Annotated in this window: 21 protein-coding genes and 1 pseudogene; 10 read left to right on the forward strand and 12 right to left on the reverse strand. The window is 72.1% G+C overall.

The features are described from left to right. Positions 1-18 precede the first annotated feature (18 nt). The gene (locus ADK36_RS16130; protein ID WP_053198020.1) at positions 19-1401 is read right to left on the reverse strand and encodes a diacylglycerol/lipid kinase family protein; all 1383 of its coding nucleotides are present in this window, start codon (positions 1399-1401) and stop codon (positions 19-21) included. A gap of 100 nt (positions 1402-1501) precedes the next feature. Between ADK36_RS16130 and ADK36_RS16135 the strand changes: the two genes are divergently transcribed. The 4 genes from ADK36_RS16135 to ADK36_RS16150 all read left to right on the forward strand — a co-directional run bounded on the left by ADK36_RS16135 (position 1502) and on the right by ADK36_RS16150 (position 5302). After that, the gene (locus ADK36_RS16135; protein WP_053198022.1) at positions 1502-2938 is read left to right on the forward strand and encodes a DUF2252 domain-containing protein; all 1437 of its coding nucleotides are present in this window, start codon (positions 1502-1504) and stop codon (positions 2936-2938) included. A gap of 117 nt (positions 2939-3055) precedes the next feature. Further along, complete coding sequence (locus ADK36_RS16140) at positions 3056-3472, forward strand: DUF7144 family membrane protein (protein WP_048582365.1); 417 nt, start codon at positions 3056-3058, stop codon at positions 3470-3472. 46 nt (positions 3473-3518) lie between these two features. Next, positions 3519-4802: a hypothetical protein gene (locus ADK36_RS16145; RefSeq protein WP_078942650.1), complete on the forward strand. Its 1284-nt coding sequence runs from the start codon at positions 3519-3521 to the stop codon at positions 4800-4802. Between the two features lie 95 nt (positions 4803-4897). Further along, positions 4898-5302: an SHOCT domain-containing protein gene (locus tag ADK36_RS16150; protein ID WP_048582413.1), complete on the forward strand. Its 405-nt coding sequence runs from the start codon at positions 4898-4900 to the stop codon at positions 5300-5302. A 44-nt stretch (positions 5303-5346) separates the two neighbouring features. On the opposite strand, the gene ADK36_RS16155 is transcribed toward ADK36_RS16150, so the two are convergent. Further along, the gene (locus ADK36_RS16155) at positions 5347-7260 is read right to left on the reverse strand and encodes a glycoside hydrolase family 15 protein (RefSeq protein ID WP_048582364.1); all 1914 of its coding nucleotides are present in this window, start codon (positions 7258-7260) and stop codon (positions 5347-5349) included. A 309-nt stretch (positions 7261-7569) separates the two neighbouring features. Between ADK36_RS16155 and ADK36_RS16160 the strand changes: the two genes are divergently transcribed. Next, positions 7570-7980 (forward strand): SHOCT domain-containing protein, encoded by a 411-nt coding sequence (locus ADK36_RS16160; RefSeq protein ID WP_234329780.1) that lies wholly within the window; start codon positions 7570-7572, stop codon positions 7978-7980. A gap of 27 nt (positions 7981-8007) precedes the next feature. Here ADK36_RS16160 and ADK36_RS16165 read toward each other — a convergent pair whose 3' ends face one another. The 3 genes from ADK36_RS16165 to ADK36_RS16175 all read right to left on the reverse strand — a co-directional run bounded on the left by ADK36_RS16165 (position 8008) and on the right by ADK36_RS16175 (position 11583). Further along, a complete protein-coding gene (locus ADK36_RS16165; protein WP_048582363.1) occupies positions 8008-8205 on the reverse strand; it encodes a hypothetical protein in 198 nt (65 codons plus the stop codon). Positions 8206-8317: 112 nt separating this feature from the next. Then, positions 8318-11023, reverse strand: coding sequence for a LuxR C-terminal-related transcriptional regulator (locus tag ADK36_RS16170; RefSeq protein WP_078942649.1), 2706 nt, complete (start codon positions 11021-11023; stop codon positions 8318-8320). Positions 11024-11139: 116 nt separating this feature from the next. Beyond that, the gene (locus ADK36_RS16175; RefSeq protein WP_048582362.1) at positions 11140-11583 is read right to left on the reverse strand and encodes a MarR family winged helix-turn-helix transcriptional regulator; all 444 of its coding nucleotides are present in this window, start codon (positions 11581-11583) and stop codon (positions 11140-11142) included. Positions 11584-11696: 113 nt separating this feature from the next. Here ADK36_RS16175 and ADK36_RS16180 point away from each other — a divergent pair, with 113 nt between their 5' ends. Together ADK36_RS16180 and ADK36_RS16185 are read left to right on the forward strand one after the other, a co-directional pair. After that, complete coding sequence (locus ADK36_RS16180) at positions 11697-12695, forward strand: NADP-dependent oxidoreductase (RefSeq protein ID WP_048582361.1); 999 nt, start codon at positions 11697-11699, stop codon at positions 12693-12695. 107 nt (positions 12696-12802) lie between these two features. After that, positions 12803-13222, forward strand: coding sequence for an organic hydroperoxide resistance protein (locus tag ADK36_RS16185; protein ID WP_048582360.1), 420 nt, complete (start codon positions 12803-12805; stop codon positions 13220-13222). 114 nt (positions 13223-13336) lie between these two features. On the opposite strand, the gene ADK36_RS16190 is transcribed toward ADK36_RS16185, so the two are convergent. The 3 genes from ADK36_RS16190 to ADK36_RS16200 all read right to left on the reverse strand — a co-directional run bounded on the left by ADK36_RS16190 (position 13337) and on the right by ADK36_RS16200 (position 17649). Next, positions 13337-14494, reverse strand: coding sequence for a serine hydrolase domain-containing protein (locus ADK36_RS16190; protein WP_048582359.1), 1158 nt, complete (start codon positions 14492-14494; stop codon positions 13337-13339). Positions 14495-14589: 95 nt separating this feature from the next. Continuing rightward, positions 14590-15009: a hypothetical protein gene (locus ADK36_RS16195; protein ID WP_048582358.1), complete on the reverse strand. Its 420-nt coding sequence runs from the start codon at positions 15007-15009 to the stop codon at positions 14590-14592. 48 nt (positions 15010-15057) lie between these two features. Further along, entirely contained in the window at positions 15058-17649 is a 2592-nt protein-coding gene (locus ADK36_RS16200; protein WP_053198024.1) for a M14 family zinc carboxypeptidase, read from the reverse strand. A gap of 183 nt (positions 17650-17832) precedes the next feature. On the opposite strand from ADK36_RS16200, the pseudogene ADK36_RS50215 reads away from it, so the two are divergent. Both ADK36_RS50215 and ADK36_RS16205 read left to right on the forward strand, forming a co-directional pair. Continuing rightward, positions 17833-18603: pseudogene (locus tag ADK36_RS50215) on the forward strand (RNA-guided endonuclease InsQ/TnpB family protein); the annotation flags it as partial. Continuing rightward, positions 18596-19411, forward strand: a complete 816-nt coding sequence (locus ADK36_RS16205; protein WP_048582356.1) for an EI24 domain-containing protein — start codon at positions 18596-18598, stop codon at positions 19409-19411. The pseudogene ADK36_RS50215 and the gene ADK36_RS16205, both read left to right, overlap by 8 nt. A gap of 118 nt (positions 19412-19529) precedes the next feature. On the opposite strand, the gene ADK36_RS16210 is transcribed toward ADK36_RS16205, so the two are convergent. Further along, positions 19530-20816, reverse strand: coding sequence for a pyroglutamyl peptidase (locus tag ADK36_RS16210; protein WP_053198026.1), 1287 nt, complete (start codon positions 20814-20816; stop codon positions 19530-19532). Between the two features lie 120 nt (positions 20817-20936). Further along, positions 20937-21527: a TetR/AcrR family transcriptional regulator gene (locus ADK36_RS16215; RefSeq protein WP_048582354.1), complete on the reverse strand. Its 591-nt coding sequence runs from the start codon at positions 21525-21527 to the stop codon at positions 20937-20939. Positions 21528-21634: 107 nt separating this feature from the next. Here ADK36_RS16215 and ADK36_RS16220 point away from each other — a divergent pair, with 107 nt between their 5' ends. Then, entirely contained in the window at positions 21635-24070 is a 2436-nt protein-coding gene (locus ADK36_RS16220; RefSeq protein WP_048582353.1) for a glycoside hydrolase family 3 protein, read from the forward strand. 71 nt (positions 24071-24141) lie between these two features. Here ADK36_RS16220 and ADK36_RS16225 read toward each other — a convergent pair whose 3' ends face one another. Together ADK36_RS16225 and ADK36_RS16230 are read right to left on the reverse strand one after the other, a co-directional pair. Further along, the gene (locus ADK36_RS16225) at positions 24142-25119 is read right to left on the reverse strand and encodes an aldose epimerase family protein (protein WP_053198028.1); all 978 of its coding nucleotides are present in this window, start codon (positions 25117-25119) and stop codon (positions 24142-24144) included. Positions 25120-25129: 10 nt separating this feature from the next. Further along, the gene (locus ADK36_RS16230) at positions 25130-26020 is read right to left on the reverse strand and encodes an SGNH/GDSL hydrolase family protein (protein ID WP_048582351.1); all 891 of its coding nucleotides are present in this window, start codon (positions 26018-26020) and stop codon (positions 25130-25132) included. Between the last annotated feature and the right edge of the window lie 160 nt (positions 26021-26180).

Raw genomic sequence — 26180 nt, forward strand, 5'->3', positions numbered from 1 at the left:
GTGGCGCGCCCAAGTCGTTCACTTCTGCGGCTCCCGGCCGTCGTCACCGCTTGACGGAACGTCGCGCCCGAACGCCAGCCGGCCCAGCGTCCGCCAGTCCACCGGCGTCCTCGCGCCGGGCGCTCCCGGCCGGTCGCGCGGCACGCGGACGCGCAGCACGCCGGGCGAGATACGGCACTTCACGGGCGTGGGCAGCAGCAGGGCCTCGCCGTCGACGCCGACCGGGATCTCGGGGGCGTCGGCGTCGACCACCACCTCGTGCCCGGCCAGCGTGGTGAGCCCGCGCCCATGGCGGCCGCGCAGCAGACCGGCCGCCTGGGCCGCGTTGTCCACGTTGATCCCGAGGACGCCGAGGACACCGGAGTCCAGCCGTGCGCGCCGGCCGAGTCCGGCGGCGTCGCCCAGGTGGTAGGGGTTGTTGCTGACCAGGACCGCCTGGGGGGCGTCGATGACCGCGCCGCCCGCGCGTACCGTCAGCCGCGGCCCGTTCCGGTGGGTCAGCAGATCCGGGAGCTCCCGGAGGATGGTGGGCACCTTGCCGTCGCGGTAGGCGGGGCTGCGCACGACGGCCGCGTACACGCCGAAGGACGCGTTGTTGACGAAGACGCGCTCACCGATGACGCCGAGGTCGACACGGAGTTCGACCCCGTCGGTGAGCGCGTCCAGGCCGGTCGACGGGTCGTCGCGGTCCAGGCCGAGGTCCATGGCGAAGTGGTTGCGGGTGCCGGCGCAGATCACCATGAACGGCACGCCGTGCCCGGCGGCCACGCCCGCCACCTCCGCCTGCGTACCGTCCCCGCCGGCGACTCCCAGCAGGTCCGCGCCCCGCGCCACGGCCCGGCGGGCGAGCTCCGCGACGTCCTGCGGGTGAGCGGGGTCGAGTACGGCGACCTCGGCGCCCAGGGCGCGGGCCTTGGCCACGAGGTCGTACCGGCCGACCTTGCCGCCCCCGGAGCGGGGGTTCATGACCAGGAACGGCGCCCGCGGCGGCGGGGTCGCGTACTGCCGGGGGCTGGGCGGCCCGAGGTCCGCGGCGAGGGCGGCCCGCCCGATCAGCATCGCCACGGCCCACAGCACCAGGACCGACAGCACGACCCACAGCAGGCCCACCGCCGCGTAGGACACCAGTACCGCGAGCGGCACGAGCACGGTGAGTGTCGCGGCGACGGCCCGTGCCGCTCCGTGCCGTGCCAGGGTCCACCACAGCGCGGCCACGGTGGCGGCGAGCCCCGCCAGGCCGACGACCAGCAGCGCGAGGCTCCTGCCCCCGGCGGCCGCGAGCAGCAGAGCGATCGCGCCGGCCGCGACCAGCAGGGCCAGGCGCGCAGCCCACCGCGGGGCCCCGGCACGGGGACGATCGGCCGGGCCGAGCGTTCGAACGGGCTTCCGCGTACCGCCCACAGAGGCATCCCACCGCCCGCGGCGTCGGCCCCGCATCACCTGTTCCGGGTGATCCCACCGGAGGGCGGGGCTGTGACGATGCGGGCAAGGAGGTCCGGCCATGGCCACGCTGCACGACGCTCCGCTCTCCCCGACGACCCACCGCGCGCTCACCCCGGCCGAGCGCGCGGCACTCGGCAAGGAGGCACGCGCGCGTGTGCCCCGCTCCGGCCACGCCCTCCTCGCACCCGACGCGAAGCGGCCCGACCCCGTAGACATCATCGAGCGGCAGTCGGCCGCCCGCGTTCCCGAACTCGTCCCCGTCCGGTACGGCCGGATGCTCGAATCGCCGTTCCGCTTCTACCGGGGAGCCGCGGCGATCATGGCGTCCGATCTCGGGGCCGCGCCGCACACCGGGCTCACCGTCCAGCTGTGCGGCGACGCCCATCTGCTGAACTTCCGGCTCCTCGCCTCCCCCGAACGCCATCTCGTCTTCGACATCAACGACTTCGACGAGACGCTGCCGGGCCCCTTCGAATGGGACGTCAAGCGGCTCGCCGCGAGCCTGGTGATCGCGGGCCGGGCGAACGGGTTCCCGGCGCGCGAGTGCGACACCGTCGTCCGCGCCGGAGTCGAGGCATACCGCGAGCGCATGCGGGAGTTCGCCGGGATGCGCACCCTCGACGTCTGGTACGCCCGGGACGACTTCGACCGGATCGACGAGCTCCTGCCCCGGGCGCCGGGCCGGGACGAGCAGCAGCGGGCCGCCCGGGCGTCGGCGAAGGCCCGTTCCCGCACGAGCCTCCAGGCCGCCGCGAAGCTGACCCGGGTGGTGGACGGCGAACTCCGGATCATCTCGGATCCCCCCTTGATCACCCCGCTCGCGGAACTCCTGCCCGGCACGGAGGGCGAGGAGCTGGCACGGACCCTGCGGGAGCTGGTCTCCGACTACGCGTACAGCCTGTCGTCGGAGCGGCGGGCGCTGCTGAGCCGGTTCCACGTGGTCGACATGGCTCGCAAGGTCGTCGGGGTCGGCAGCGTCGGCACCCGCTGCTGGGTGATCCTGCTGCTCGGCCGCGACGACGAGGACCCGCTCCTGCTCCAGGCCAAGGAGGCGGGCGGCTCGGTCCTCGCCCCCTTCTGCGGGGCGAGCGCGTACGAGAACCAGGGCGAGCGGGTGGTGACCGGGCAGCGGCTGATGCAGGCCGCCAGTGACATCTTCCTCGGCTGGGAGCACGTCACGGGCATCGACGGCCTCGAACGCGACTTCTACGTACGGCAGTTGCGGGACTGGAAGGGCATCGCCCGCCCCGAGACCATGGACCCCGGGACCCTGGGCCTGTTCGCCCGCCTGTGCGGTGCCTCCCTGGCCCGCGCGCACGCCCGCTCGGGCGACCCGATCGCCATCGCCGCCTACCTCGGCCGCGGCGACCCCTTCGACCGGGCCCTGGTGCGGTTCGCCCGCGCCTACGCCGACCAGAACGAACGCGACCACCAGGCACTGGCCGACGCGGTCACCGACGGCCGTGTCACCGCCCGGACCGACCTGACGGCGTGACCCGGGTGCCCTCGGGCGGGGCCTCACCCTCCGGGGGTGACGACGGGGCCGCCCCCGTGGATCAGGCTCGGTGGTGTACGGCTGCGCGACGCAGCCCGGTGAGGAAGGAAGCCGGACATGGCCACCACCACTACGCGCCACCGGGAAGGGAAGCAGACCGCTGCCACCGGCCTGACGCTGTTCGCAGGGGTGATGATGTTCATCGCCGGGATCCTCGACGTCTTCCGGGGAATCATGGGGATCGCCGAGGACGACGTCTACGTCTCCACCCCCAACTACATCTTCAAGTTCGACCTGACCAGCTGGGGCTGGATCAACCTCGTGTTCGGGGCGGTCGCCGTGATCGTGAGCTTCGGCCTGTTCACGGCGAAGACGTGGGCGAGGGTCGTCGGCGTCGGCATCGCGGCACTGCTGCTCATTGCCAACTTCCTGTCCATCCCGTACTACCCGGTCTGGTCGCTCACCCTGATCGCGCTGTACGCGTTCATCATCTGGGCTCTGTGCGTGGTGAAGCGGGACCCCCTCGCCGACTAGGGCGAACGCCGAGGAGGGTGGCGCCGCCGGAACACCTGGAGTCCGCATGAGTTCCGCGCATCAGCACTCCGCGCATCAGCACTCCGCGCACCGGCACTCCGCACCCGGGCGCGTCGCCCGAGCCACGGTCTCCGCGGTGCTGATCGTCATCACCTGCGTCCTGGCGCCCGTCGCGCTGATCACGGTGTGGGTCCACGACATCGCGCTGGACACGGACCGGTACGTGTCCACGGTCGCCCCGCTGGCCACCGAACCGGCCATCCAGGACGCGGCCGTCGACCGTGTCGCGGAGGCCGTGGACGTCCGCGTCGACGGCCAGCGGGCCGCCGACCAGCTCGCCGACTGGATGCGGTCCCAGGGCCTGCCGCCCGGGGCGGCCGCCGCCGTACGGGCCCTCGGACCGCAGATCGACTCGGCCGTGGACGGCGCGGTGAACAAGGTCGTCACGCGGATCGTGCACAGTGACGTCTTCGCCACCACCTGGAAGAACGCCAACGAACGGGCCCACAACGCCGTCGTGCACGCCCTCACCGGAGAGGGCCGGGGCGCCGTGGGGGTCGCGGGTGGCACGGTCACTCTCGACGTCGGCACGCTCGTCGAGGAGGTGAAGCAGGAACTCGTCGACGCGGGACTCTCACCCGCGGCGAGGATCCCCGAGGTCGACAAGCAGCTGGTGCTGTTCCAGTCCGAGGAACTGGAGAAGATCCGCGACGGCGCGCACCTGCTGGACGTCGTCGGCTACTGGCTCCCCGTCCTCACCGTCGTGACCGGCGCGGCCGGGGTGCTGCTGGCCCGCCGGCGGCGGCGCGCGCTGGCCCGCACCGCGCTGGGCGCCGCCTTCGCCGGCCTGGTCGTGGTCATCGCCCTGGTCGTCGTACGCCGTTACTACCTGGACCATCTCCCGGCCGCCGTGCAGTCGGACGCGGCCGCGGCGGCCGTCTTCGACACGCTCCTGCGCTTCCTGCGCTACGCCCTGGTCACGACGGTCGTGCTCGGGATCGTGATCGCGCTCGGCGCCTATCTGATCGGTCCCGGCCGGCTGCCGGTGGTGATCCGCCGCTCCTGCGACCGCACCGCCGACTCCGTCGCCGCCTGGGCCTACGGTCACGAGATCCGGGCCGGACGGGTGGGCGTGGCGGCGCAGACCTACCGCCGGTCGATCGCCCTGTCCGCCCTGGTGGTCCTGGCGTTCCTCTTCGCCGTGTGGAATCGCCCCACCCCCCTCACGATCCTGGCGCTCGCACTCGTCCTGCTCGCCGTCCTCACGGTCCTGGCGCTGCTGGCGGCAGGCGGCCGGCAGGAGGGCGCACAGGCCACCCGTGAGGGGTGATGCCGCCCGGGACCGGTCCGGGGCACCGTGAAGCCGACGGGTTGCGAGTCCTCAGGCACCGCGTGGTCGGCGCGGATGCCGGCCCGGCGGAGGCGATCATGGACTATCCCCTGCTCGACGTATTCCTGACGATGCTCTGGTTCTTCCTGTGGATCATGTGGTTCATGCTGCTCTTCCGCGTGGTCGGCGACATCTTCCGGGACGACGCGCTCAGCGGCTGGGGGAAGGCCGGCTGGACGCTGTTGGTGTGTGCGCTGCCGTTCGTCGGCGTCCTCGCCTATCTGGTCGTCCGCGGGCGCGGGATGGGCGAGCGCGAACTGCGCCGGGCGCGGGACCAGGAGCGGGCCTTCCGGGCGTACGTCCAGGAGGCCGCCGCACCCGGACCGAAGGCACCCGGCGCCAAGGCGGACGAACTGGGCAGGCTGGCCGCGCTGCACGACCGGGGAGCCATCACCGACGCCGAGTACGAGCGGGCCAAGGCGAAGGTCCTGGCGGTCTGACGCGGTCCGGCGCCCTGGCCCTCGACCCCCGCCGATCGTCCGTGTCAGCCGTCGTCGCCTGCGGCCGGCGAGCGGGCGGGGGCGGTGAAGCCTCGTGGCGTCGCGTGCCGGTCGTCGCCCCGTGCCGGGTGTGCCTCGGCCTGGCCGAGTTGCTCGTCCAGGGACATGGCGGCGGTGACCAGGGCGAGGTGGGTGAACGCCTGGGGGAAGTTGCCGAGTTGTTCGCCCGAGGGGCCGGTCTCCTCCGCGAAGAGGCCGACATGGTTGGCGTAGGTGAGCATCTTGTCGAACGCGTACCGGGCCTGCCCGAGCCGGCCGCTGCGGGCCAGGGCGTCGACGTAGAAGAAGCTGCACAGGTTGAAGGTGCCCTCGGAGCCGCGCAGCCCGTCGGGGGAGGCATGGGGGTCGTAGCGGTGGACGAGGCTGTCGCTGACCAGTTCCTCGTCCATGGCGTCGAGGGTGGTGAGCCAGTCCGGGTCGTGCGGCGAGATGAAACCGACCCGTGGCATCAGCAGGAGCGAGGCGTCCAGGACGTCCGTGTCGTAGTGCTGGACGAAGGCCTGACGCTTGTCGTGCCAGCCCTTGTCGACGATCTGCCGGAAGACCGCGTCCCGCGTGTCGGTCCAGCGGCCGATCTGCCCCGGACGGGCGAAGGCCCGGGACGCGCGGATGCCGCGGTCGAAGGCGACCCAGGTCATCAGCCGGCTGTAGGTGAAGTTCTGCCGGCCGCCGCGGGTCTCCCAGATCCCCTCGTCGGGCTGGTCCCAGTGGTCGGAGAGCCAGTCCAGTACGTCGCGCAGGGCGCCCCAGCCGCGGATCGTCCCCATGTCGCCGCCCACCGCCAGCGCGTCGGCCGCCTCGCCGTAGATGTCGAGTTGCAGCTGGTCGGCGGACGCGTTGCCGGCCCGGACGGGCCGGGAGCCCCGGTAGCCCTCCAGGTGGTCGAGGGTCTCCTCGGTCAGCTGGGGGTCGCCGTCCACCCGGTACATGATCTGGAGGGGGTCACCGGTGGCGGTGCCCCCGGCGTCGACGCGGGCGCGCAGCCAGCGGCGGAACGCGTACGCCTCCGTCTCGAAGCCCAGATCGATCAGGGAGCGGACGGAGAGCGAGGCGTCCCGTACCCAGGTGTAGCGGTAGTCCCAGTTGCGCTCGCCGCCGATCTGCTCGGGCAGTCCCATGGTGGCGGCGGCGACGGGCGCGCCGGTGGGGGCGTAGGTGAGCAGCTTGAGGGTGATCGCCGAGCGGTTCACCATCTCCTGCCAGCGTCCCCGGTAGGTGCAGGAGCGCAGCCACGACAGCCAGAAGGTGCGGCACGACGCCATGTCGTCGATCACGCCGCCCAGGGTCGGCGCGGGCGCCGAGGTGGCCCCGCTCGCGGTACCGGTCAGCACGACCGCCACCGCCTGCCCGGCGGACAGCGTGAAACGGGCGGTGACGTCGTCCCCTTCGGTGCGGAAGGCGAGCCCGGGGGTGGACTGGAGGTGCAGATCGCTGCCCGGCCCGTGGAAGACGGCGGAGCGGCCGTCGTCCTGGCGGGTGAGGGTGTGCGGGGCGCGCGCGTAGTCGAAGCGGGGGCGGCAGGCGAAGGAGAAGGACAGGGTGCCCCGGACGACCCGCGCGACCCGGACGAGACGGTGCCGGTCCGTCGGCAGCATGGAGTCGACGGGCGGCATGAAGTCGGCGACCTCGCCGACGCCGCCCGGCGCCATGTACCGCGTGATCAGGATCGCCGTGTCGGACAGATACAGCTGCCGTACCGTCAGCCCCTCGCCCGCCAGGCGGTCCACGGCCAGCCGGCAGTGACCGCCGCGCTCGCTGTCCAGCAACGAGGCGAAGACACTCGGCGAGTCGAAGCGCGGCGTGCACCACCAGTCGACGGTTCCGGCGGAGGAGACCAGAGCCGCGGTCTGGAGGTCGCCGACCATCCCGTGCTCGGCGATGGGCGGATAACGGTCCACTGCGCCTCCTCCGTGCACCGGGTACGCCGATGCGTTCCTCCGTGCTCCTCGGACGGCTCACCTTCATCGTTCGAGCGCGCCCGGGGCGGGACTTCACCCCTGACAGGTGAAACCCGCGGTGCCGGGTGCGCCGACGGCACGGAGGCATCCGGCGGGTCGACCCGGCCCCCGTGCGACGGCCGCGCCGCCACGGACGGCGACACCCCACCCGCTTCGGGTGATGCCGTCCCGGGCCGACAGGCGCAGCGTGGACACATCAGGCTTGGAGTGCCGCCGTGGCGTCACGGCGGCCGACATGTGGAGGCAACAGTGGACTATCCGCTGCTCAACGCGTTCCTGACCATGCTCTGGTTCTTCCTGTGGGTCATGTGGTTCGTGCTGCTGTTCCGCGTCATCGGCGACATCTTCCGCGACGACACCATGAGTGGCGGGGCCAAGGCGGGCTGGACGGTCTTCGTCTGTGTGCTGCCGTTCCTCGGCGTCTTCGTCTACCTGATGGCCCGCGGGCGCGGCATGGGTGAGCGTGACATGCGCCAGATGCAGCGGCAGGAGGAGGCGTTCCGCTCCTACGTCCAGGAGGCGGCCGCCGAAGCTCCGGCGACCCGTGCGACCCAGGCGACCCACGCGGACGCGTTGGCCAAGCTCGCCGGGCTGCACGACCACGGCGACATCACCGACGCCGAGTACGAGCGGGCCAAGGAGAAGGTGCTGGCGGGCTGAGTCGTACGGCCGCCCGCGGCCCGCGGCTCACTCGGGCAGCCGGCGGAACTCCGCGATGTGCAGGCCCAGCGACTGGAACCGTATCAACAGGTCGTACAGATGGGCCTCGTCGTCGACCTGGCCGTACAGCACGGTCTGGTGGGGGACGACGAAGGAGTCCAACTCGGGGAACGCCGTCGTCAGCTCCTCCGACATCAGTCCGTCGACACGGATCTCGTAACGCATGTCCTCATGCTGTGGGACCGGGGCGGCGGGTGGCATCACCCCGACGAGGTGAGCGGCGCACGTGGTTCGCGTGGGCGGCGGCGGAGTCCGTCGTCGACGGGGGAGGGGGGAGTCAGAGCAGCCCGAGCTCGCGGGCCCGGCGGACCGCCTCGCCACGGCGGGAGGCGGCGAGCTTGCGGTAGATGCCCTTCAGGTGTGTCTTCACCGTGTTGACCGACAGATGCAGGTCGGCGGCGATCTCCTCGGTGGACATGAGCTGGGCCAGCCGCTCCAGGACGTCCTGCTCCCGTGTGCTGAGCGGCTCGGGGGGCGGGCCCACGGACTCCTCCCGGTGTCGCGGGGCGGCGGGCCGCGGCGCGAGCGCGCCGGTCAGCCAGGCATGCTCGCGGGCGAGCACGGGCCGCTCCAGCAGCAGCCGTCTGAGCCAGGGCCCGGCTTCCAGGAACGGCCGCCTGAGGTGATGCGGGCGGGCGGCCGCCAGGGCCCGCGGGAGCAGGCTCTCCGCGGCGACGGAGTCACCGAGCGCGTCCACGGCCTGCGCACGGGCCAGCAGCACCCACACGTCGATGACCGGTCCCCGGTCCCCGGGCTCGGGGAGGTCGTCGAGGATGCGCAGCGCCCGTTCGCCGTCGCCCGCGGCCACCCGCGCCCGCGCCTCGGCGGCCACGCTCTCGGCGCAGTGCGGCGGTTGCTCCTCGAAGACCTTGACCGCCGCCTTCGGATCGCCGTCGGCCAGATGTGCCGAGGACGTGGCCATGGCGATGCGGTCGCTCACCCACGGGGAGGGCTCGGCGGACGGGACTCTCGCAACAGGCCCCAGCGCCACCAGGGCCGCCCGGGAGTCCCCCTTCGCGACCAGCATCCGGGAACGCAGGATCGCCAGCTCCACGGCCACGACGGGATCGCGGGCGGCGGCGGACGTGGCGGCCACCTGGTCGAGATGGCCCTGGGCGGGCACCAGGTCGGCGCGGTCGATGGCGACGGCTGCCAGCACGAGCTGCGCCATCCCGGTCCGGTCGGCCGCCGGCAGCCCCGACTGCTCCGCCTCGGCGATCGCCGCCCGGGCATGCGCCTCGGCCTGACCGGGCCGGCCGTGCAGGAAGTCGATCAGCGCCAGCCGGCCGAGGGCCTCGTGCCGGGCGAACGCCGTCGAGAGCCCCTGGTCGGCGGCGACGGCGGCGGACAGCGTCGCGCGCGCGGCATCGAAGCGGCCCGCCCACAGCTGGGCCGATCCGAGGTCGGTGAGCATGAGGGCCGTCAGCTCCGGACTCCGCTCCAACCGGTCGTCGGGAAGGGCGTGTTCCGCCTCCGCGGCGTCCCTCGCCGCCGTCTCGGCCAGGTCCGCCGAGCCCGCCACCCGGGCGGCCAGCACCCGGAGCACCGCACAGGTGAGCCGCACCGCCGCGGCGTCGTCGGTGTCGCCGCCCGGCAGGTTCTCCTCCGCGCGGCGCAGATACGCGAACCCCCGGTCGACGTCGTGGTGGGCCAGCTCGCGCGCCGCGCGCACCAGGTCGGGAGCGGGCCCGGACGCCTCCGGCGCCATCCCGGCGAAGAGAACGTCCAGCCGCTCGGCGGCCAGCCCGGTCAGCAGCCGGCCGATCGCCAGATGGTCGACCAGCTCTGCGGCGGCGAACTCCCAGTCACCCGCGTCCGCCGCATGCCGCAGGGCCTCGTCGAGCAGGCCCGCCCGGCTCAGCCACTCGGCGGCCGTACGGTGCAGCTCCGGCTCCAGGCCGGGGTGGCGCACGCGCAGATGCACCCGCAGGATCTCGGCGAAGAGCGAGTGCAGGCGGTACCAGGAACGCCCGATGGGCTCGACGAACGCGTTCGTCCGTTGCAGTTCCTCCAGGACCGGCTCCGCGTCGTCCCGGCCGGTGAGGGCATTGGCCAGATCGGGGTGGGTCTTCTCCAGGATGCTGGTGCGCAGCAGCAGGTCCTGGGTCTCGGCGGGGTGGGCGCGCAGCACCTCGCCCAGCAGGAAGTCGGCCACCGTGCTGTGCCCGGCCTCGAAGTCCTTCAGGAAGCTCTCCGGGTCGTCGGCCCGCTGCGCGGCCAGGGCACACAGCCGCAGTCCCGCCGCCCAGCCCTCGGTGCGTTCGGTCAGCATGCGCGCGGCCTCGGCCGACAGGGGCAGCCCGTGCCGGTCGACCAGGGCCGCCGTCTCCTCGGTGCGGAAGGCCAGGTCGTCGGCGCGGATGTCGACGAGTTCACCGGCGGCCCGGTAGCGGTACAGCGGCAGCAGCGGCTCCGTGCGGCTGATGATCACCAGGCGCAGTCCGTCCCCGGCGTGGCGGAGCACGAACTGGACCTCGTCGGCCACCGCGGCGGAGCCGGCCACCCGGTCGAACTCGTCCAGGACGAGGGTCACCCGGCCGTCCCGTTCGTTCAGCCAGGCCGCCAGACGGGCCAGCAGCGAGTGATCGACCTCGCCGGGCCGGGCCGGGCTGCCGATGGAGTCGGGCAGGGCGACCCCGTGCCGGCGAAAGGCGTGCAGGACGTAGGACCAGAAGACCCCGGGCGCGCTGTCCTGCGGCTCCACCGTCAGCCAGGCGAAGGCGCCCGGCGCACAGGCCGTGATCCAGTCGGCGACCAGCAGGGTCTTGCCCGCCCCCGCGGGCCCGTTGACCAGGGTCAGCGGACTGTGGGCGCCGTCGGTCAGCTGCTCGACGAGCCGGTCCCTGCGTACGAACGTCCCCGGGACCGTCGGCACCGTGAGTCGGGCGGCGAGCACCGGGTCACCGTCCGGCGTCACCCCCGTCACCCCCGTCACCGTGGAATCGCCGTGGCCTCCTCCGACGGAGCGTGCCTTCACGCCCATCACACCCCTCACGGATGCCCGAGCGGTACAACATCACGTTCCGATCCTCGCCCCGGGCCAGGTCACCCGCAACCGGCGACCGGACAGGCCCTGGGGCGTGGCCAGGCCGTGGCTGCCTAGACCTCCACGCCCAGCATCCGCCGCAGCAGATCCCGCAAGGTCAGCCGCTGCTCCTCCGACAGCCCCGCCAGCGGCTCCCGGGCGAACCGCAGGGAGTCCCGCAGGCTGCGGGCCACCCGCCGGCCCTCGTCCGTCGCCGCCGCCAGCTTCACGCGGCGGTCCGCCGGGTCCGGGCGCCGCTCCACCAGGCCCCGGGTCTCCAGGCGGTCCACGATGCCGGTCACGTTCGACGGCTCGCAGCGCAGCCGCTGTGCCAGCTTCCGCATCGGCAGCGGCTCCAGCGACAGCAGGCTGAGCAGCCGCGCCTGCGCGCCGGTGAGCGCGTGCTCGGCGGCGGCCTCCTCGTACTCCTCGTGGTAGCGGGCCACGACGGAGCCGATGAGGTCGACGACCTCAAGGGTCAGCTCATCGGGGCGGCGGGTCTTGGACGGGGTGGCCATGCTCTCAGGGTAACCCGGTTACTTGACATCATGAAATATTCAGGAGCATGGTTGTTTCAGATGCTTAAGTAAATGCACCCGTACCACCGCAGTACACCGGAAGGGCACCCCCCATGATCAACCGCGAATGGCACCTCCTCTCCCGCCCCGTCGGCTGGCCCAAGGCCGAGGACTTCGCCCTGGTGGAGGCCGAGACGCCGACCCCCGGCGAGGGTCAGGTGCTCGTACGGAACAAGTACCTCTCCGTCGACCCGTACATGCGGGGACGCATGTCGTCGGCCAAGTCCTACGTCGCCCCCTTCGAGCTCGGCAAGGTCATGCAGGGCGGTGCCGTCGGCGAGGTCGTCGCCTCCAACGCCGAGGGCATCGCCGTCGGCGACCACGTCCTGCACTTCTTCGGCTGGCGCGAGTACGCCGCCGTGGACGCGAAGAACGCCGTCAAGGTCGACCCGGACGCCGCGCCCCTCTCCACCTACCTCGGCGTCCTCGGCATGACCGGCCTCACCGCCTACGCCGGCCTGCTGCGCACCGCCTCCTTCAAGGAGGGCGACGTCGTCTTCGTCTCCGGCGCGGCCGGTGCCGTCGGCAGCCAGGTCGGCCAGATCGCCAAGCTCAAGGGTGCCTCCCGGGTCATCGGCTCCGCCGGGTCCGCCGAGAAGGTGAAGCTCCTCGTCGAGGAGTACGGCTTCGACGCCGCCTTCAACTACAAGGACGGCTCGGTGAGCGAGCAGCTGCGCGAGGCCGCCCCCGACGGCATCGACGTCTACTTCGACAACGTCGGCGGCGACCACCTGGAGGCCGCCATCGGGCAGCTCAACACGCACGGCCGGATCGCCATCTGCGGCATGATCTCGGTCTACAACAACACCGAGCCCGCCCCCGGCCCGAAGAACCTCGCCCGCCTCATCGCGACCCGCGGCCGCATCGAGGGCCTGCTCGTCGGCGACCACTACGACTTCCAGCCGCAGTTCGTCCAGGAGGTCGGCCCCTGGGTCGCTTCCGGTCAGCTCAAGTACCGCGAGACCTTCGTGGAGGGCATCGAGAACAACCTGGAGGCGTTCCTCGGGGTCCTGCGCGGCGACAACACCGGGAAGATGATCGTCAAGCTCTGACGCCCTCGGCCGTCTACTACGGCTTTCCGGTATGCGGTAACTTCTTTCCGAAACCGTCGTCGATCGTGGGCGCGAGTCGCGGCGGACCGAGGAGGAGAAGACACCCCATGTCCATCCAGCAGACCGACGTCCTCTACACGGCCGTCGCCACCGCCGAGAACGGTCGCGACGGCCGGGTCGCCACCGACGACGGCAAGCTCGACGTCGTCGTGAACCCGCCCAAGGAGATGGGCGGCAGCGGCGCCGGCACCAACCCCGAGCAGCTGTTCGCGGCCGGCTACAGCGCCTGCTTCCAGGGCGCCCTGGGCGTCGTCGCCCGCCAGGAGCAGGCCGACGTCTCCGGCTCGACCGTCACCGCGAAGGTCGGCATCGGCAAGAACGACGACGGCTTCGGCGTCATCGTCGAGATCTCCGCCGCGATCCCGAACGTCGACGCGGACACCGCCAAGGGCCTCATTGAGAAGGCCCACCAGGTCTGCCCGTACTCGAAGGCGACCCGCGGCAACATCACGGTGACGCTGGTCTGAGCCGTGACGACTGACTGACAAGTTCGTTGCCACGGCGGAGGCCGCACCCCTGGACGTGGGGTGCGGCCTCTCCCGCGTCGGGCGCACGCCCGAGCTATCAGGCGTCGCCCAGGGTCAGCCCGCCCGCGCCGCCGAATGCACCGCCCGCACGAACCGCTCGTTCTCCGGCGCCGCCCCGCCAGGGAACGCGCACCGCCGGCGGGTATAGCCGTACGCCAGACCGCCGCGGGGATCCGCGAAGCCCTGGGAGCCGCCGATGCCGCTGTGGCCGAAGGTGCCGGCCCCCAGGAACGGGTACCAGGGGTCCGCCGTCGCCTGGAAGCCGAGGCCGTACGACCGGTGGGCCCGCGTCACCAGGTCGTACCCGCTCGAATGGATCTGCCCGACCTCGGCGATCGTGTCCGGCTTCAGCAGCGGGGGCCGCCCGTCCAGCTCGCTGATCGCCGCCGCGTACATCCCGGCGAGCCCGCGCGCGGACGCGACACCGCCCGCCGACGCGGGCCCGGCCGCGCGCACGGCACGGGAGTTGGGGTAGTCCACCAGCTCGCCCGGATCCGGGACATGCGTGTTGAACGCGATCGACGACAGGGTGTGCGGCCCCTGCGGCACCGCGTCCAGCACCGCCCGCTGCTCCGGCGTCGGCGCCATCGGCTGCGCGGAGCGGAAGCGGGGCTCCAGCTCCTCGGGCAGCCCGAGGTGGAAGTCCAGCCCGTACGGCGCCCGCACCCGCTCCTCGTACACCTCCTGGAGCGTCCGGCCGGTGGCACGCCGTACGACCTCACCGGTCAGCGCGCCGATGACGAGCGCGTGATAGCCGAAGGCCGTGCCGGGGCGCCAGAACGGCCGCTGGTCGGCGAGCCGCTCGGCGATCGCGCGGTCGTCGGCCAGCTCGTCCTCGGTGAACCCGGCGTCCAGCCCGACCAGCCCGGCCCGGTGGGCGAGCAGATCGCGCAGGGTCAGCGCCCCCTTGCCCTCGGCCCCGAACTCCGGCCAGTAGTACGTCACTTTGCGGTCCGGTTCGAGCGTCCCCTCCTGCACGAGAAGCGCGACCACCAGGTGCGCGGCGCCCTTGGTGGAGGAGAACACGCCGTAGAGGGAGCCGGGCTCGCACCCGTCACCGGCCCACAGGTCGACGACCTTGCGGCCGTGCGCATACGCGCACAACTGCCCCTCATAGTCGGGCGGTTCTCCCGTCACGAAGGCGGCGAACTCCTCCCGTACCGCTTCGAAGCCCGCCGCGACCGTGCCATGGACGGCGATCTCCTGCGTCATCCGCGCTCCTCACCCTCAACGCAGAGGCGGGAGCCAGTCGCACTGACTCCCGCCCTCTCGCTCACCGACTACCGGACCAGCTCGTGCCGTCCGGACTAGGCGACCACATCAGCGTAGGCGCCGCAGGTGTCCGCATAGATGGTTCCATTGTTCGTGAGGCAGACGTGGAAGTGGACCACAGCCCCCTCGGGGAACGACTTGTCAAACGTCTTGTAGCTGGTGCTGTAACCGCTGGTGTTCCACAGCTGGCCTTCCCCGGAGCCCCCGCTGGTGATGGACCACTCCAGCACGACCCCCCTGCCGTCCTCCCGGTTGTCCCGCACGCCGAATATCTCGCCCTCCGGCTGGAAGTAGCCACTACCGTCATTCGCCTTGGGGCCCCAGTGGGCCGCCTTGGTCCATGCGTACGCCTTGTCGGCAGCCGTGGCGGGCGAAACGGACGCAACGGTGACACCGACCAAGCCCAGTACTACCGCCGACGCGCCAAGGGCGTTTCGGAGCCTCGCAGTCAGCAATGTTCCTCCTCAGTCACGACATTCTCTGTCGTGCATTCCACACCACCCTCACCTGTTGGGCAAGCGCTTTCTTGAGGTGTCGATGGTGTGTGCCATGGCGAGCAACGCCCGTGCCACCTGGGTGAATTCGCCCTTGGGGTGGTCTCGGAAGAGCGGCTCGGTGCCGAACAGCACCGCGTGCGGGCCGCTGACGACCGATGCCTGTCCCGCCGCGTTCGTGGGCCCGCCCGTGCCGTCGTCCAGCGGGCGCCAGTGCCCGGAGAGGAGGGGGTTGCCGGTCGCGTACCGCTGCTCGGCCCTGACGCTCGGGCCGAGGTCGGTGAACCAGAGCGGTGCGTATACGAAGCCGTGGTCGGAGGCTCCGGCGGTGACGCCGCCGCCCGAATTCACCACCCGAACCACCCCGTTCGCGTCCCCGTTGCCCTCGACCGGCTTCACGGCCAGCAGTGCGGCCGCCGCGTTGAGCGCGGCACCGGTGGCACCCCGGCCGACAAGGCCGTGTCGGCCGAGGAAAGTGCCGAGGGCGGTGCGGGCGGCGGGGTTCAGGTCGTCATGCTCCAGGCCCGCCGACACGAACAGCACGTCCGTCGACGACCAGTCGAACCCGGCGTTGAGCACGTCCGTCGAGACCGGCGTGACCTCGAAGTTCATCTCCCGCAGCGCGAACAGCTCACCCGCGGTGACGGCGGCGGCGACCCGGGTGCGCTGGAGCGGGACCGTGCCGGTGAGCCGCGTCGCGTGGAAGGCAACGTCGTACCGGCGGGCGGCCTCCCTGGCCTGCCGCCGTGCCGAGCCCGGCACGATCGCGCTGCCGTCGGCGGCCCGGCGCGCCTCGACGCCCTCACGCAGCAGGGAGTTGAGCGCGGCGACCTCGTTCGGGTCGTCGAGCCGCAGCCGGAGGTCGCCGCGCGGGGCGACGTACGCGACGGGGGACGCCGCCCGGACCGGGCGCAGGACACCGCCGTACGGCATGCCCGGCAGGATCTCCACCGGCGCGCCCCACAGCCGGCCGAGGCTCCAGCCGGAGATGTCGTACATCGCGGAGACCTTGTCGCTGATGTCCCGCCCGTCCGCGAGGAGCGCGTTCGCGAGCCCGCGCTTGGGCTGGCGCATGTCGACGACGTACGAGCCCTCGGCGTACGGCCGTCCGCCGAGCCGGAAGGAGTGGCTCGCGCGGGTGACCCGCACGTCGTTGGCGAGGAGGTGGTCGACGAGCCGGGCGGCGGCCGTGGCCGGGCGCCGGGTGCCGGCCGGGATGACGTAGGCGCGGGGGAAGGCGGTCGTGTAGACGTCCTCGGGGCCGATGCCGGGGACGCCCGGGACGGTCTCCGCCGACACCGGCACCTGCGCGGCGCCCGCGGCTCCCCGCCGGAAGACCTCGATCTGGTCGGCGACGAGCGAGGCGTGCCTCGACCGCACGAAGTCGAGGGTGGCCCGCAGGGCGGCCCCGGCGACGTCGACGTTGATCGCGGACCGGCGGCGCAGCTCGGTGACGGGCAGGGTGTCGTACGCGCGGTTGTTCACCGTCAGCGGGATCTCCACCGTGTGCGCCGCGACCGTGCCGTGGAAGGCCGCGTACTGCGGGGTGAAGATCGGCGGCCAGTCGTCCCAGCCCTCCTCCTGGTCCCGGAACGGGATCTGCGCGGGCTGCACGCCGTCCCCGGCGGGCGTGTAACCGAGGCCGTTGACGGCGGCCTCCATGCCGAGGGCGTTGGCGTAGGTGTTCTTCAGGAACAGGTCGTACTCGTAGTTCTCGCCGTGCGGGGGAGTGGTGGGCTCGATGAGGGTGCCGTTGACATAGCCGTGCAGGTCGAGCATGACGGCCGGCTGCTTGGCGACCATGATCTGCCGCATCGCCCGCACCTCGGGCTGCGAGGCGGTGACGAAGTCCCGGTTCATGTCGAAGCCGTTGGCGTTCGTGCGGGTGCCCGCGATACGGCCGTCCGGGTTGGCCGTGATGTTGAAGTACAGGCGGCTGCGGGAGAGCAGGTCGCGCGTCGCGGCGTCCTTGGCCGTGGCGAGCCGCTCGATGAGCCTGAGGGAGGCATCGGTGCCCTCCCACTCGTTGCCGTGGATGTTGTTGTTGAGGAAGACCGGGGCCTTGTAAGTCCGTTTGATCTCCGGGGACTTGGCGGCCAGGGCGGGCGCCTGCTCGATGAGCTCGCGCATCCGCGCCTGGGCGCGGGCCTGGCGGGCGGTCTCGGGGGCGGTCACGGTGACGAGATAGAGCCGGTGCCCGCCGGCCGAGCGCCCCGCGACCTCGACGCTCACGCGGTCGCCGAGGGCCTGGAGCGCGTTCAGCTTCGGCGCGATGGCGTGGTACGGGGTGAGGCCCAGCTTGAGGGACTTGTCGACCGGGTTCTCGGGGTCGGGGGTGAGGACATGCCGACGGGGGTAGCCGCGGCTGTCGTCACCGAGCGCTGCCTCCGCCTCCGGTGCGGCCCCAGCGCCGGTGAGGGCTCGCTGGGCCGCACTCAAGGGCGCCCGCGCCGCCTGCTGGTCGAGCGCGGCTTCCCGGTGGACCGGGGGCCGGGGTTCCGCCGCGGCGGCGTTCGGACCGAGGAGCAGGGAGCCCGCCGTGGTGACGGCGAGGGCGATGAGTGGAACGGGTCTCGCAGGAACGGTTCTCGTGATGCGCACGCGTACCTCCTCGAAACTTCCAAAGATCGGTACGGCGAGGTGTACCTGTTCGACTCAACCGCAACAAGAGGGAGTTGGTGTCACGGATGCCCCGGATGGCCCATGCGGGGGCCTCCGGGCGGGCATGCGGCATGGCAGGCGCGGAGCGACGGGAGCGGCTGGGGGCCGGATGCGGAGGATGCATGGTGTCCAAACGCGACCTGCGAAGTGCCCGAGGCAGAGCCGAATACCGAGCCGGTGGACTTCCTCGGTGCCGACCTGGGGATCGTGAACATCGCCACCACGTCCGACGGCGAGATCATGGCTGGTCGTGAGCTGAACCGTATCCGCGCCCGGGAGCGGAACCTGCGGACGAAGCTGCAGAAGAAGAACACCCCATCCACCAAACGCCGGTTGAAGAAGCGCAGGCGCGAGGAAGCGCGGCGGGCGAAGGACATCAACCACAAGATCGCGAAGCATGTGGTGGCCGAGGCAGAACGCACCCGGTCGCGGAATCGCCCTGGAAGACCTGACGGGCATCCGCGAGCGGGTACGGCTTCGAAAGCCCCAACGGGCCACCCACTCCAGCTGGTCCTTTGCCCAGCTGGGTCAGTTCATCGCGTACAAGGCCCGGAAAGCAGGGGTACCGGTGGTGCACGTCGATCCGGCGTACACCTCCCGCACCTGTGCCGAATGCGGCCACGTCGACAAGGCAAACCGGGTCAGTCAGGCCTGGATCGCATGCCGGAACTGCGGCGTCGTTGCGCACGGGGACCGGAACGGCTCCCCCTGTCAGCGGCCCCTGCCCCATCACCGGAGCACACACGCCGGAGTGGGGCTGGACGCAAGCGCAGCATCATCGCCAGTGATGCCCGCTGTGCAAGCCCAGAGCTCGAACGCCCGGTAGTCGACCAGCGTCCACAAGGGCGCACGCTACCGGCCATGACCCGACCGATAGAGTTCGGCCATGCGTGATCTCCGGGCAGGTCTGACGTATCTCCTCAGGGGCCAGCGATGGGTGGCCCGGCACGGCAAGCAGTACGGCTTCGGGCTGATCCCGGGCCTGATCACCCTGGTGCTCTACGCGGCCGCCCTGGTCGCGCTCGCGCTCTGGGGAGAGGACTTCGTGTCCTGGGCGACGCCGTTCGCCGACGACTGGTCGAGCCCCTGGCAGGGCCTCTTCCGCGGCTTCCTCACCGCCGTCCTGTTCGCCCTGGGCCTGCTTCTCTCAGTGGTCACCTTCACCGCGGTCACGCTCCTGGTCGGCCAGCCCTTCTACGAGAACCTCTCCGAGAAGGTCGACCGGGACGTCTCCCCGGACGGCACCGCCCCCGAGTCCGGCCTGCCGCTCTGGCGCGAGCTGTGGATCTCGGGCCGCGACAGCCTGCGGATCGTGCTGCGCGCCGCCGTGTGGGGCGTGCTGCTCTTCGCCCTCGGCTTCATCCCGGTCGTCGGCCAGACGGTCGTACCGGTCGCCGGTGTCGTCGTCACCGGCTTCTTCCTCACCGAGGAGCTCACGGCGGTCGCCCTCCAGCGCCGCCGCGTCGAACTCCGTGACCGGCTCGCCCTCCTCCGCTCCCGCAAGACCCTGGTCTGGGGCTTCGGCACGCCCCTCGCCGCGGCCTTCCTGGTGCCGTTCGTCGCGGTGTTCCTGATGCCGGGGGCGGTCGCCGGGGCGACGCTGATGGCGAGGGAGCTGCTGGGGGAGGAGACCAAGGAGGGGCGGGACGAGGGTTCGCTGCCCAGCGCCGGTCCGGACACTCTCAGCCCGTCCGGCGTTTGAGGACGAGGCCCTTCGGGCCGAAGCGGGGGAAGCGAGGTCCGGGGGCGGCAGCCCTCAGGGAGGGGAAGGATAGGGGCGGCGGGGCGGAAACCCCCGACGCCCGCGCCGACCCGACTGCCTACGAACCCGACCGCGCCGTCAACGCCGCATCCGCAGCCACCCCGACGATCGCCCGCACCTGGGCGATGATGTCCAGCCGGTTCCGCACGAACTCGGGGTCGGTCACCGACCCCGACGCCGGATCGGTGTTGCCCGCCCCGAACTGCAGCACCGGCGTGTGCACATGCCCGCCCGGCAGCGTGTCGTGCAGCCCCAGCCGGTCCCGGAGCAGCGTCGCCCGGTAGGCGATCTCGTTGGAGAGGTAGTCCCCGCCGCCCCCCGCCCGCGCGGTGGACCCGGGCGTCGGCCCGTCCGGCCGTACGACGGCCTCCGTACCTCCCGCCGGGATCTCGGTGACGCTCGTGTTGTCGTACACGGGGAAACGGCCGGTGTTCGCGGCCACGATCTCCTCGTACGGCAGGGTCGTCGACGTCCACTGCGGCTGCGAGGCCGGATCGGCGACGGGGATGGTCCCGGTCCGGCCGATGTTGTCGTTGTCCCCGAAGCCGCCCCGCCAGGCCCCGTTGGTCCGCTCGACGTCGAACCGCCCGACGCGCCCCTGGCTCACGGTCGTGAACAGGTCGACCTGCCTCAGATACGGCCGCAGCGTCCGCTCCACCGTCCCCTCGGCGAAGTCCCGCCAGCGCACCGGGAACACGACGGTCTCCACCCGCGCCGGACCCTCCGCCGTCTCGATCACCGTGCCGTCGAGGGCGAGCGCGGTGGCCCCGGACGGGTTGGAGATGCGGATGTCGCGGTCGAGGGTGAAGGGGTCGAAGCCGGTGACGAGGATCCGCTTGATCCCCTTGCCGCCGTGCGGGTGACGAAGGTCGGTCTGCCCGCGGGAGACCCGCTCCAGCGTGTCGAGCAACGCGGCCCGCCGGGCGTCGCTCAGCCCGAACCCCGGCTCCCAGGTGCGCACTTCCCGAGTCATCGACAACCGTGCCCAGTACAGCGGCCGGTCGTCGTCCCGGCTCAGGCCCGCCTCTTGCCCGTCACCACCCGCCGGACCGCGCCCCTGCGCCCGGTCGACGGCCCGCCGCCACAGCGCCGACCCCTCCCGCTCGACGACACGGCGAGCCTGCGCGTAGGAGCGCGCCGCGGCGAGGTCCTCGGCGAACTCCGTTGTGGGGGCGTCGAATCCGGAGCGGCGCAGGATCTCCTGCGGGGCCGCCCTGTCGAGGCGCTGCTCCTCGACGGTCGGGGCGGGCGCCGTCCGGGCGGCGGCTGCCCCGGTCGTGGGGACGGAGAGGCCGGCCAGCAGGGCCAAGCCGAGGACACCGGTCCTGACGCGTAGGGAATTCAAGGGAGTTGCGGTCCTTCCGGCACGGTGGGGGAGCGTGGTGCGGGACGCCGGAAGTATCGCGTGACGGGAGTGGTCTACGCCATGGTGCGTCTGCCATGGTGGGAGGAATCCCCGCCGCCGTCAGGCCGGATCCGTCGGGTTCTCGCCGAGCAGCCGGAGGAAGTCCCGGAACGCGCCCGGCATGTCCACCGACTCGGGGTCCAGGAGCCACTGGTACTGCAGTCCGTCCATGACGGCGACCAGCAGCGGCGCCGTACGCTCCGGCGTCAGACCGTTCGGCAGCCGGTCGCCGTACTCGGCGCGCAGCACCTCGGCCATGCTCGCGCGGACGTCCGTGTACCGCCCGGTGAAGTACGCCCGCGCCGGATGCCCTTCCGTGACGCTCTCGCCGAGCAGTGCGGAGAAGGTCTGGATGATACCGGGCCGCATCGCGTTGTACTCGACGAGTGAGGCCAGCAGGTCGATCCGCCACCGCGTGTTGGGCACGGCGTCCCACTGGTCCCGCTCCTGGAGCACGGCGACGAGCAGGGCGTCCTTGGTCGGGAAGTAGTGCAGCAGTCCCTGCTGCGTCAGCCCGACCCGCTCCGCGACCGCGGCCAGGCTCGCCCCCCGGTAACCGCGCTCGGCGATCACTTCCAGGGCCGCCCGGACGATCTCGGCCCGGCGCTCCTCGCTTCTGACCCTCGCGTTCATGGCGTCACCGTACGGCATCGTCGTACTGGAAATATAACAGCAAAATAACGAAACCTACCGGTCTACAGGTGGCCGATGCAGGATGGGGGCAGGCACAGCCCCGGACTCAACGAGGAGGCACCGCGATGGCGGGAACCCGCACCCAGGCCGACGAAGCGCGCGAGGCGGTCGTCGAGGCAGCCCTCGCCCGGCTCGGCCTCGACGCGAAGGCCCGGCTGCTCTCCGGGCAGGACACCTGGACCCTGCCCGCGCTCCCCGAGATCGGCCTGAAGTCCCTCGTGATGTCCGACGGCCCGATCGGCGTCCGGGGTGTGCGCTGGACCGCCGACGACCCGTCCGTCGCGCTGCCCTCACCCACCGCCCTCGCCGCCGCCTGGGACCCGGAACTCGCCCGCAGGGCAGGCGTGTTGCTCGCCCAGGAGGCCCGCCGAAAGGGTGTCCATGTGCTTCTCGCCCCGACCGTCAACCTCCATCGCTCCCCGCTCGGCGGGCGGCACTTCGAGGCCTACAGCGAGGACCCTTGCCTGACGGGGAAGATCGGCGCGGGCTATGTGAACGGCGTCCAGTCCGGCGGCGTGGGCACCACGGTCAAGCACTTCGTCGCCAACGACGCCGAGACCGAGCGGTTCACCGTGAACAACAAGGTGAGCGAACGCGCCCTGCGCGAGCTGTACCTGGCGCCCTTCGAGGCCATCGTCGAGAACGCCCACCCCTGGGGCATCATGACCGCCTACAACACGGTCAACGGCACGACGATGACCGAGCACCACTACCTGGTGAACGAGGTCCTGCGCGGCGAATGGGGCTTCGACGGCTACAACGTCTCCGACTGGATGGCCGCCCGGTCGACGGTCGCCGCCATCGAGGGCGGTCTCGACGCCGCCATGCCCGGCCCGCGGACCGTCTACGGAGAGCCCCTCGCCCAGGCCGTACGGGACGGGCGGGTCGCCGAGGCCAAGGTCGACGACGCCGTACGCAACGTCCTGCGGCTCGCCGCCCGCGTCGGCATCCTCGACGGCGCCGAGCCGGTCGTCACCGAGCATCCCCGGACCGTCGACGGCGCCGAGCTGGCCCGCGAGATCGCCCGCCGCTCCTTCGTCCTGGTCCGCAACCAGGGCGCCCTCCCGCTGCGGCCGACCGGCACCGTCGCGCTCATCGGCGCCGCCGCCCGCGACGCCCGAGTCCTCGGCGGCGGCTCCGCCACCGTCTTCCCCGACCGGATCGTCTCCCCGCTCGACGGCCTCACCGCCGCCCTCCCCGAGGGCGCCCTGACCTACTCGGTCGGCGCCGACCCGAACACCGAACTCGGCGTCGCCGACAAGGGCTTCGAACTGCGGGCCGTGTGCCGGGACGCCGACGGGAACGTCATCGGCACCGCCTCCGCCCCGAACGGCCACGTCCAGTGGATGGGCGACGACCTCCCCGACGGCGTGACCCACGAGACGCTGCACACCGTCGAGCTGACCGGCACCTTCACCCCGCGCGACACCGGCGCGCACACCTTCGGCATCAAGGGCATCGGCGCCTTCAAGCTCACCGTCGACGGGACCACGTACTTCGACGACGACCAGCGCCCCGCCAAGGACGACCCCTTCATCACCTTCTTCGGCGCCCCCGTCGCCCACGGCCGGCCCGAACTCACCGCCGGCGAACCGGTCGAGGTCTCCCTGACGTACGTCGTCGAGTTCCCCGAGGACATCCCGATGAAGGTCGTCGCCTTCACGCTCTCCCACCAGGAGCCGCAGCGCGACCCCGACGAACTGATCGCCGAGGCCGTCGAGGCCGCCCGGAGCGCCGACGCGGCCGTCGTCGTGGTCGCCACCACCGAGCGCGTCGAGTCCGAGGGCTTCGACCGCACGGACCTGACCCTGCCCGGCCGCCAGGACGACCTGGTCCGCGCCGTCGCCGCCGCCAACCCCCGCACCGTCGTGGTCGTCAACTCCGGCTCCCCGGTGGAACTGCCGTGGCGGGAGGAGGTCGCGGCCGTGCTGCTCAGCTGGTTCCCCGGCCAGGAGGGCGGCGCCGCCCTGGCCGACGTTCTCACCGGAGCGCACGAGCCCGGCGGCCGGCTGCCCACCACCTGGGGCTCCCTGGCCGACGCCCCCGTCACCCAGGTAGCCCCCTCGGCCGGCGAACTCCCCTACACCGAGGACGTCTTCATCGGCTACCGCGCCTGGGAGAAGGAGGGCCGGGTCCCGTCGTACCCCTTCGGGCACGGCCTCGGCTACACCGAGTGGACCTACGAGTCGGCCAAGGTCGAGGGCACCACGGTCACGGTCCGCGTCCGCAACTCCGGCGAACGCGCGGGGCGCGAGGTCGTGCAGGTCTACCTGGCGCCGACCGAGCCCGACGCCGGCCGCCCGGCACGGTGGCTGGCCGGCTTCGCGGGTGTGGAGGCGGGGCCGGGGGAGACGGCCGAAGCGGTGATCGACATTCCCCGCCGGGCCTTCGAGACGTGGGACGAGACGACCAATGCGTGGACCTTTGTGAAGGGTTCGTACGAGATCCAGGTGAGCCGCTCGATCGCCGACCGTCGAGTGACGGCGACGATTAACGTCTGATCCGGGAGAAGTGCCCCAGGAACAGCCCCGGTCCGGGTCCTGACGCCCGGGCCGGGGCTACTGGCGACAACTCAGCGGGCCGAGAAGCCGTACACCGTCTCCGAACGGAACACCTCGCCCGGCCGCAGCACCGTGCTCGGGAACTCCGGCCGGTTCGGGGAGTCCGGGAAGTGCTGGGTCTCCAGCGCGATGCCGTCGCCCGGCGCGAACGGCTCGGCGAGATGGTCGGCGGTGTACAGCTGCAGTCCGGGCTCGGTGGTCGCCACCGTGAGCGCCCGCCCGGTCGACGGGTCGTACAGCTCGGCCACCTCCTGCGCACGCCCCGTCACCCCCTTGTCCAGCACGAAGTTGTGGTCGTACCCGGCGCCGACCTTCCGCGCCTCGCGGAAGTCGAAGCGGGTGTCCGCGACCTCGTCCAGGGAGCCGGTCGGGATGAGATCCGCGTCGACCGGCGTGAACCGGGAGGCGGCCAGCCGCAGTTCATGCCCGCCCGCGTTCCCCGCCTGCGCCCCGGCGAGATTGAAGTAGCCGTGATGGGTCAGGTTCACCACGGTCGGCGCGTCCGTCACCGCCTCGTACGCGATCCGCAGCGCCCCGTCGGCCTCCAGCGTGTAGGTCGCCGAGACGTCGAGCCGCCCGGGAAAGCCCTCCTCGCCGTGCGGGCTGACCCGGCTCAGGCGCACCCCGTGCTCGACCGGCGTCACGTCCCACACCCGCTTGTCGAAGCCGCGCTCGCCGCCGTGCAGGGAGTTGGGCGCGTTGTTGGGATCGAGCGCGTACGTCAGGCCGTCCAGCGGAAAGCGGCCGCCCGCGATCCGGTTGGCGTACCGCCCGATGAGAGCGCCGAGATAGGGCCCGGGGTGGGTGAGATACCCGTCCAGGTCGGCGAAGCCCAGCACTACGTTCGCCGAGTGCCCGTCCCGGTCGGGCACCTCCAGCGACTGCACGATCCCGCCGTACGACAGCACCCGTACCCGAACGCCCGCGCGCTCCAGGGTCCAGCGATGGACCTCTGCGCCGTCGGAAAGTGTGCCGAAGTGTTCGCTCATGAGCGGAACACTAGTTCGTGACCGTCCGGTAGGCGATCTCGGCCAGTCGCGCCTGACCGTTCACACTCGGATGGAACCAGTCCCACTGACTCAGCTGTGTGCCGCCGAAGCGGAACTCGTACACCGCGCCGTCGTCGAACCGGCACCGGCGGTCCTTCGCGCAGACCTCCTTCAGCACCTTGTTGTACGCCTCGACCCGCGCCTGCACCGTCTCGCGCCGCTGCTCGGCCGCCGCCGTGAGGGACTCGGCGTCGCCCAGCATCGACGGGCAGATACCGAGCTTCCACACCTGCCTGCCCACCGGGCTGGTACGCCCCTGCTCCCACAGCCGCATCAGGTTCGGCACGCTCGCCACATACACCTGGGTCTTCGGCAGCGCCTCCCGCAACGTGCCCATGGCGTCCTCGAACTGCGTCCGGAAGTCGGCCACCGACGTCATCGCTTCGGGCGTGTCCCGGCAGGCGTCGTTCGCCCCCGCCATCACCGCGACCAGCTCCGGCTTGTGCGCCACCGCCCGGGCCATCTGCCCGGCCACATCCACCATCCGCGCCCCGGTCACCGCGTGGTTCCAGCTGTGCTCGGCCGCGTTGGCCTTGCCCAGCAGCCGCACGGCGAGACTGTCGACCTGGGGACTGCTGCCGGTCGCCCACGACACCTCGGGACAGTCCGCCAGGACCGTACAGGCGTCGAAACCCGTCGTGATGGAGTCGCCTACGGCCGCGACCGACGCGGGACTGCGGTCCCAGGCCGGAGTCGGCTTCGGCGACGGCCGCGCGCTCGCCGCGTCGGAGCCGGACGGCGCCGGGGAGTTGCCGCCCACGGCGTCACAGCCGGCGACGCCCAGCACGGTCGCGGTCACGGCGGCGAAGACCGCGCGCGCAAGGTGCCGTCGCTTCGGCATCCGTGGTCCATCCCCTCGCTCGTCCCCGTCATGGTTTCCAACCCATGACAACGCACAAGGGTTCCCGCCCGGCTCATGCAACGGCTCACACCCGTACAAGCGTCCTGCCGGGTGAATGGCGGGCGTTTCGCGGCACCGGGACCGACGGTACGTCACACTC

Origin of the sequence: Streptomyces viridochromogenes (assembly GCF_001270495.1) — a bacterium.
Taxonomy (GTDB): Bacteria; Actinomycetota; Actinomycetes; order Streptomycetales; family Streptomycetaceae; genus Streptomyces; species Streptomyces viridochromogenes_A.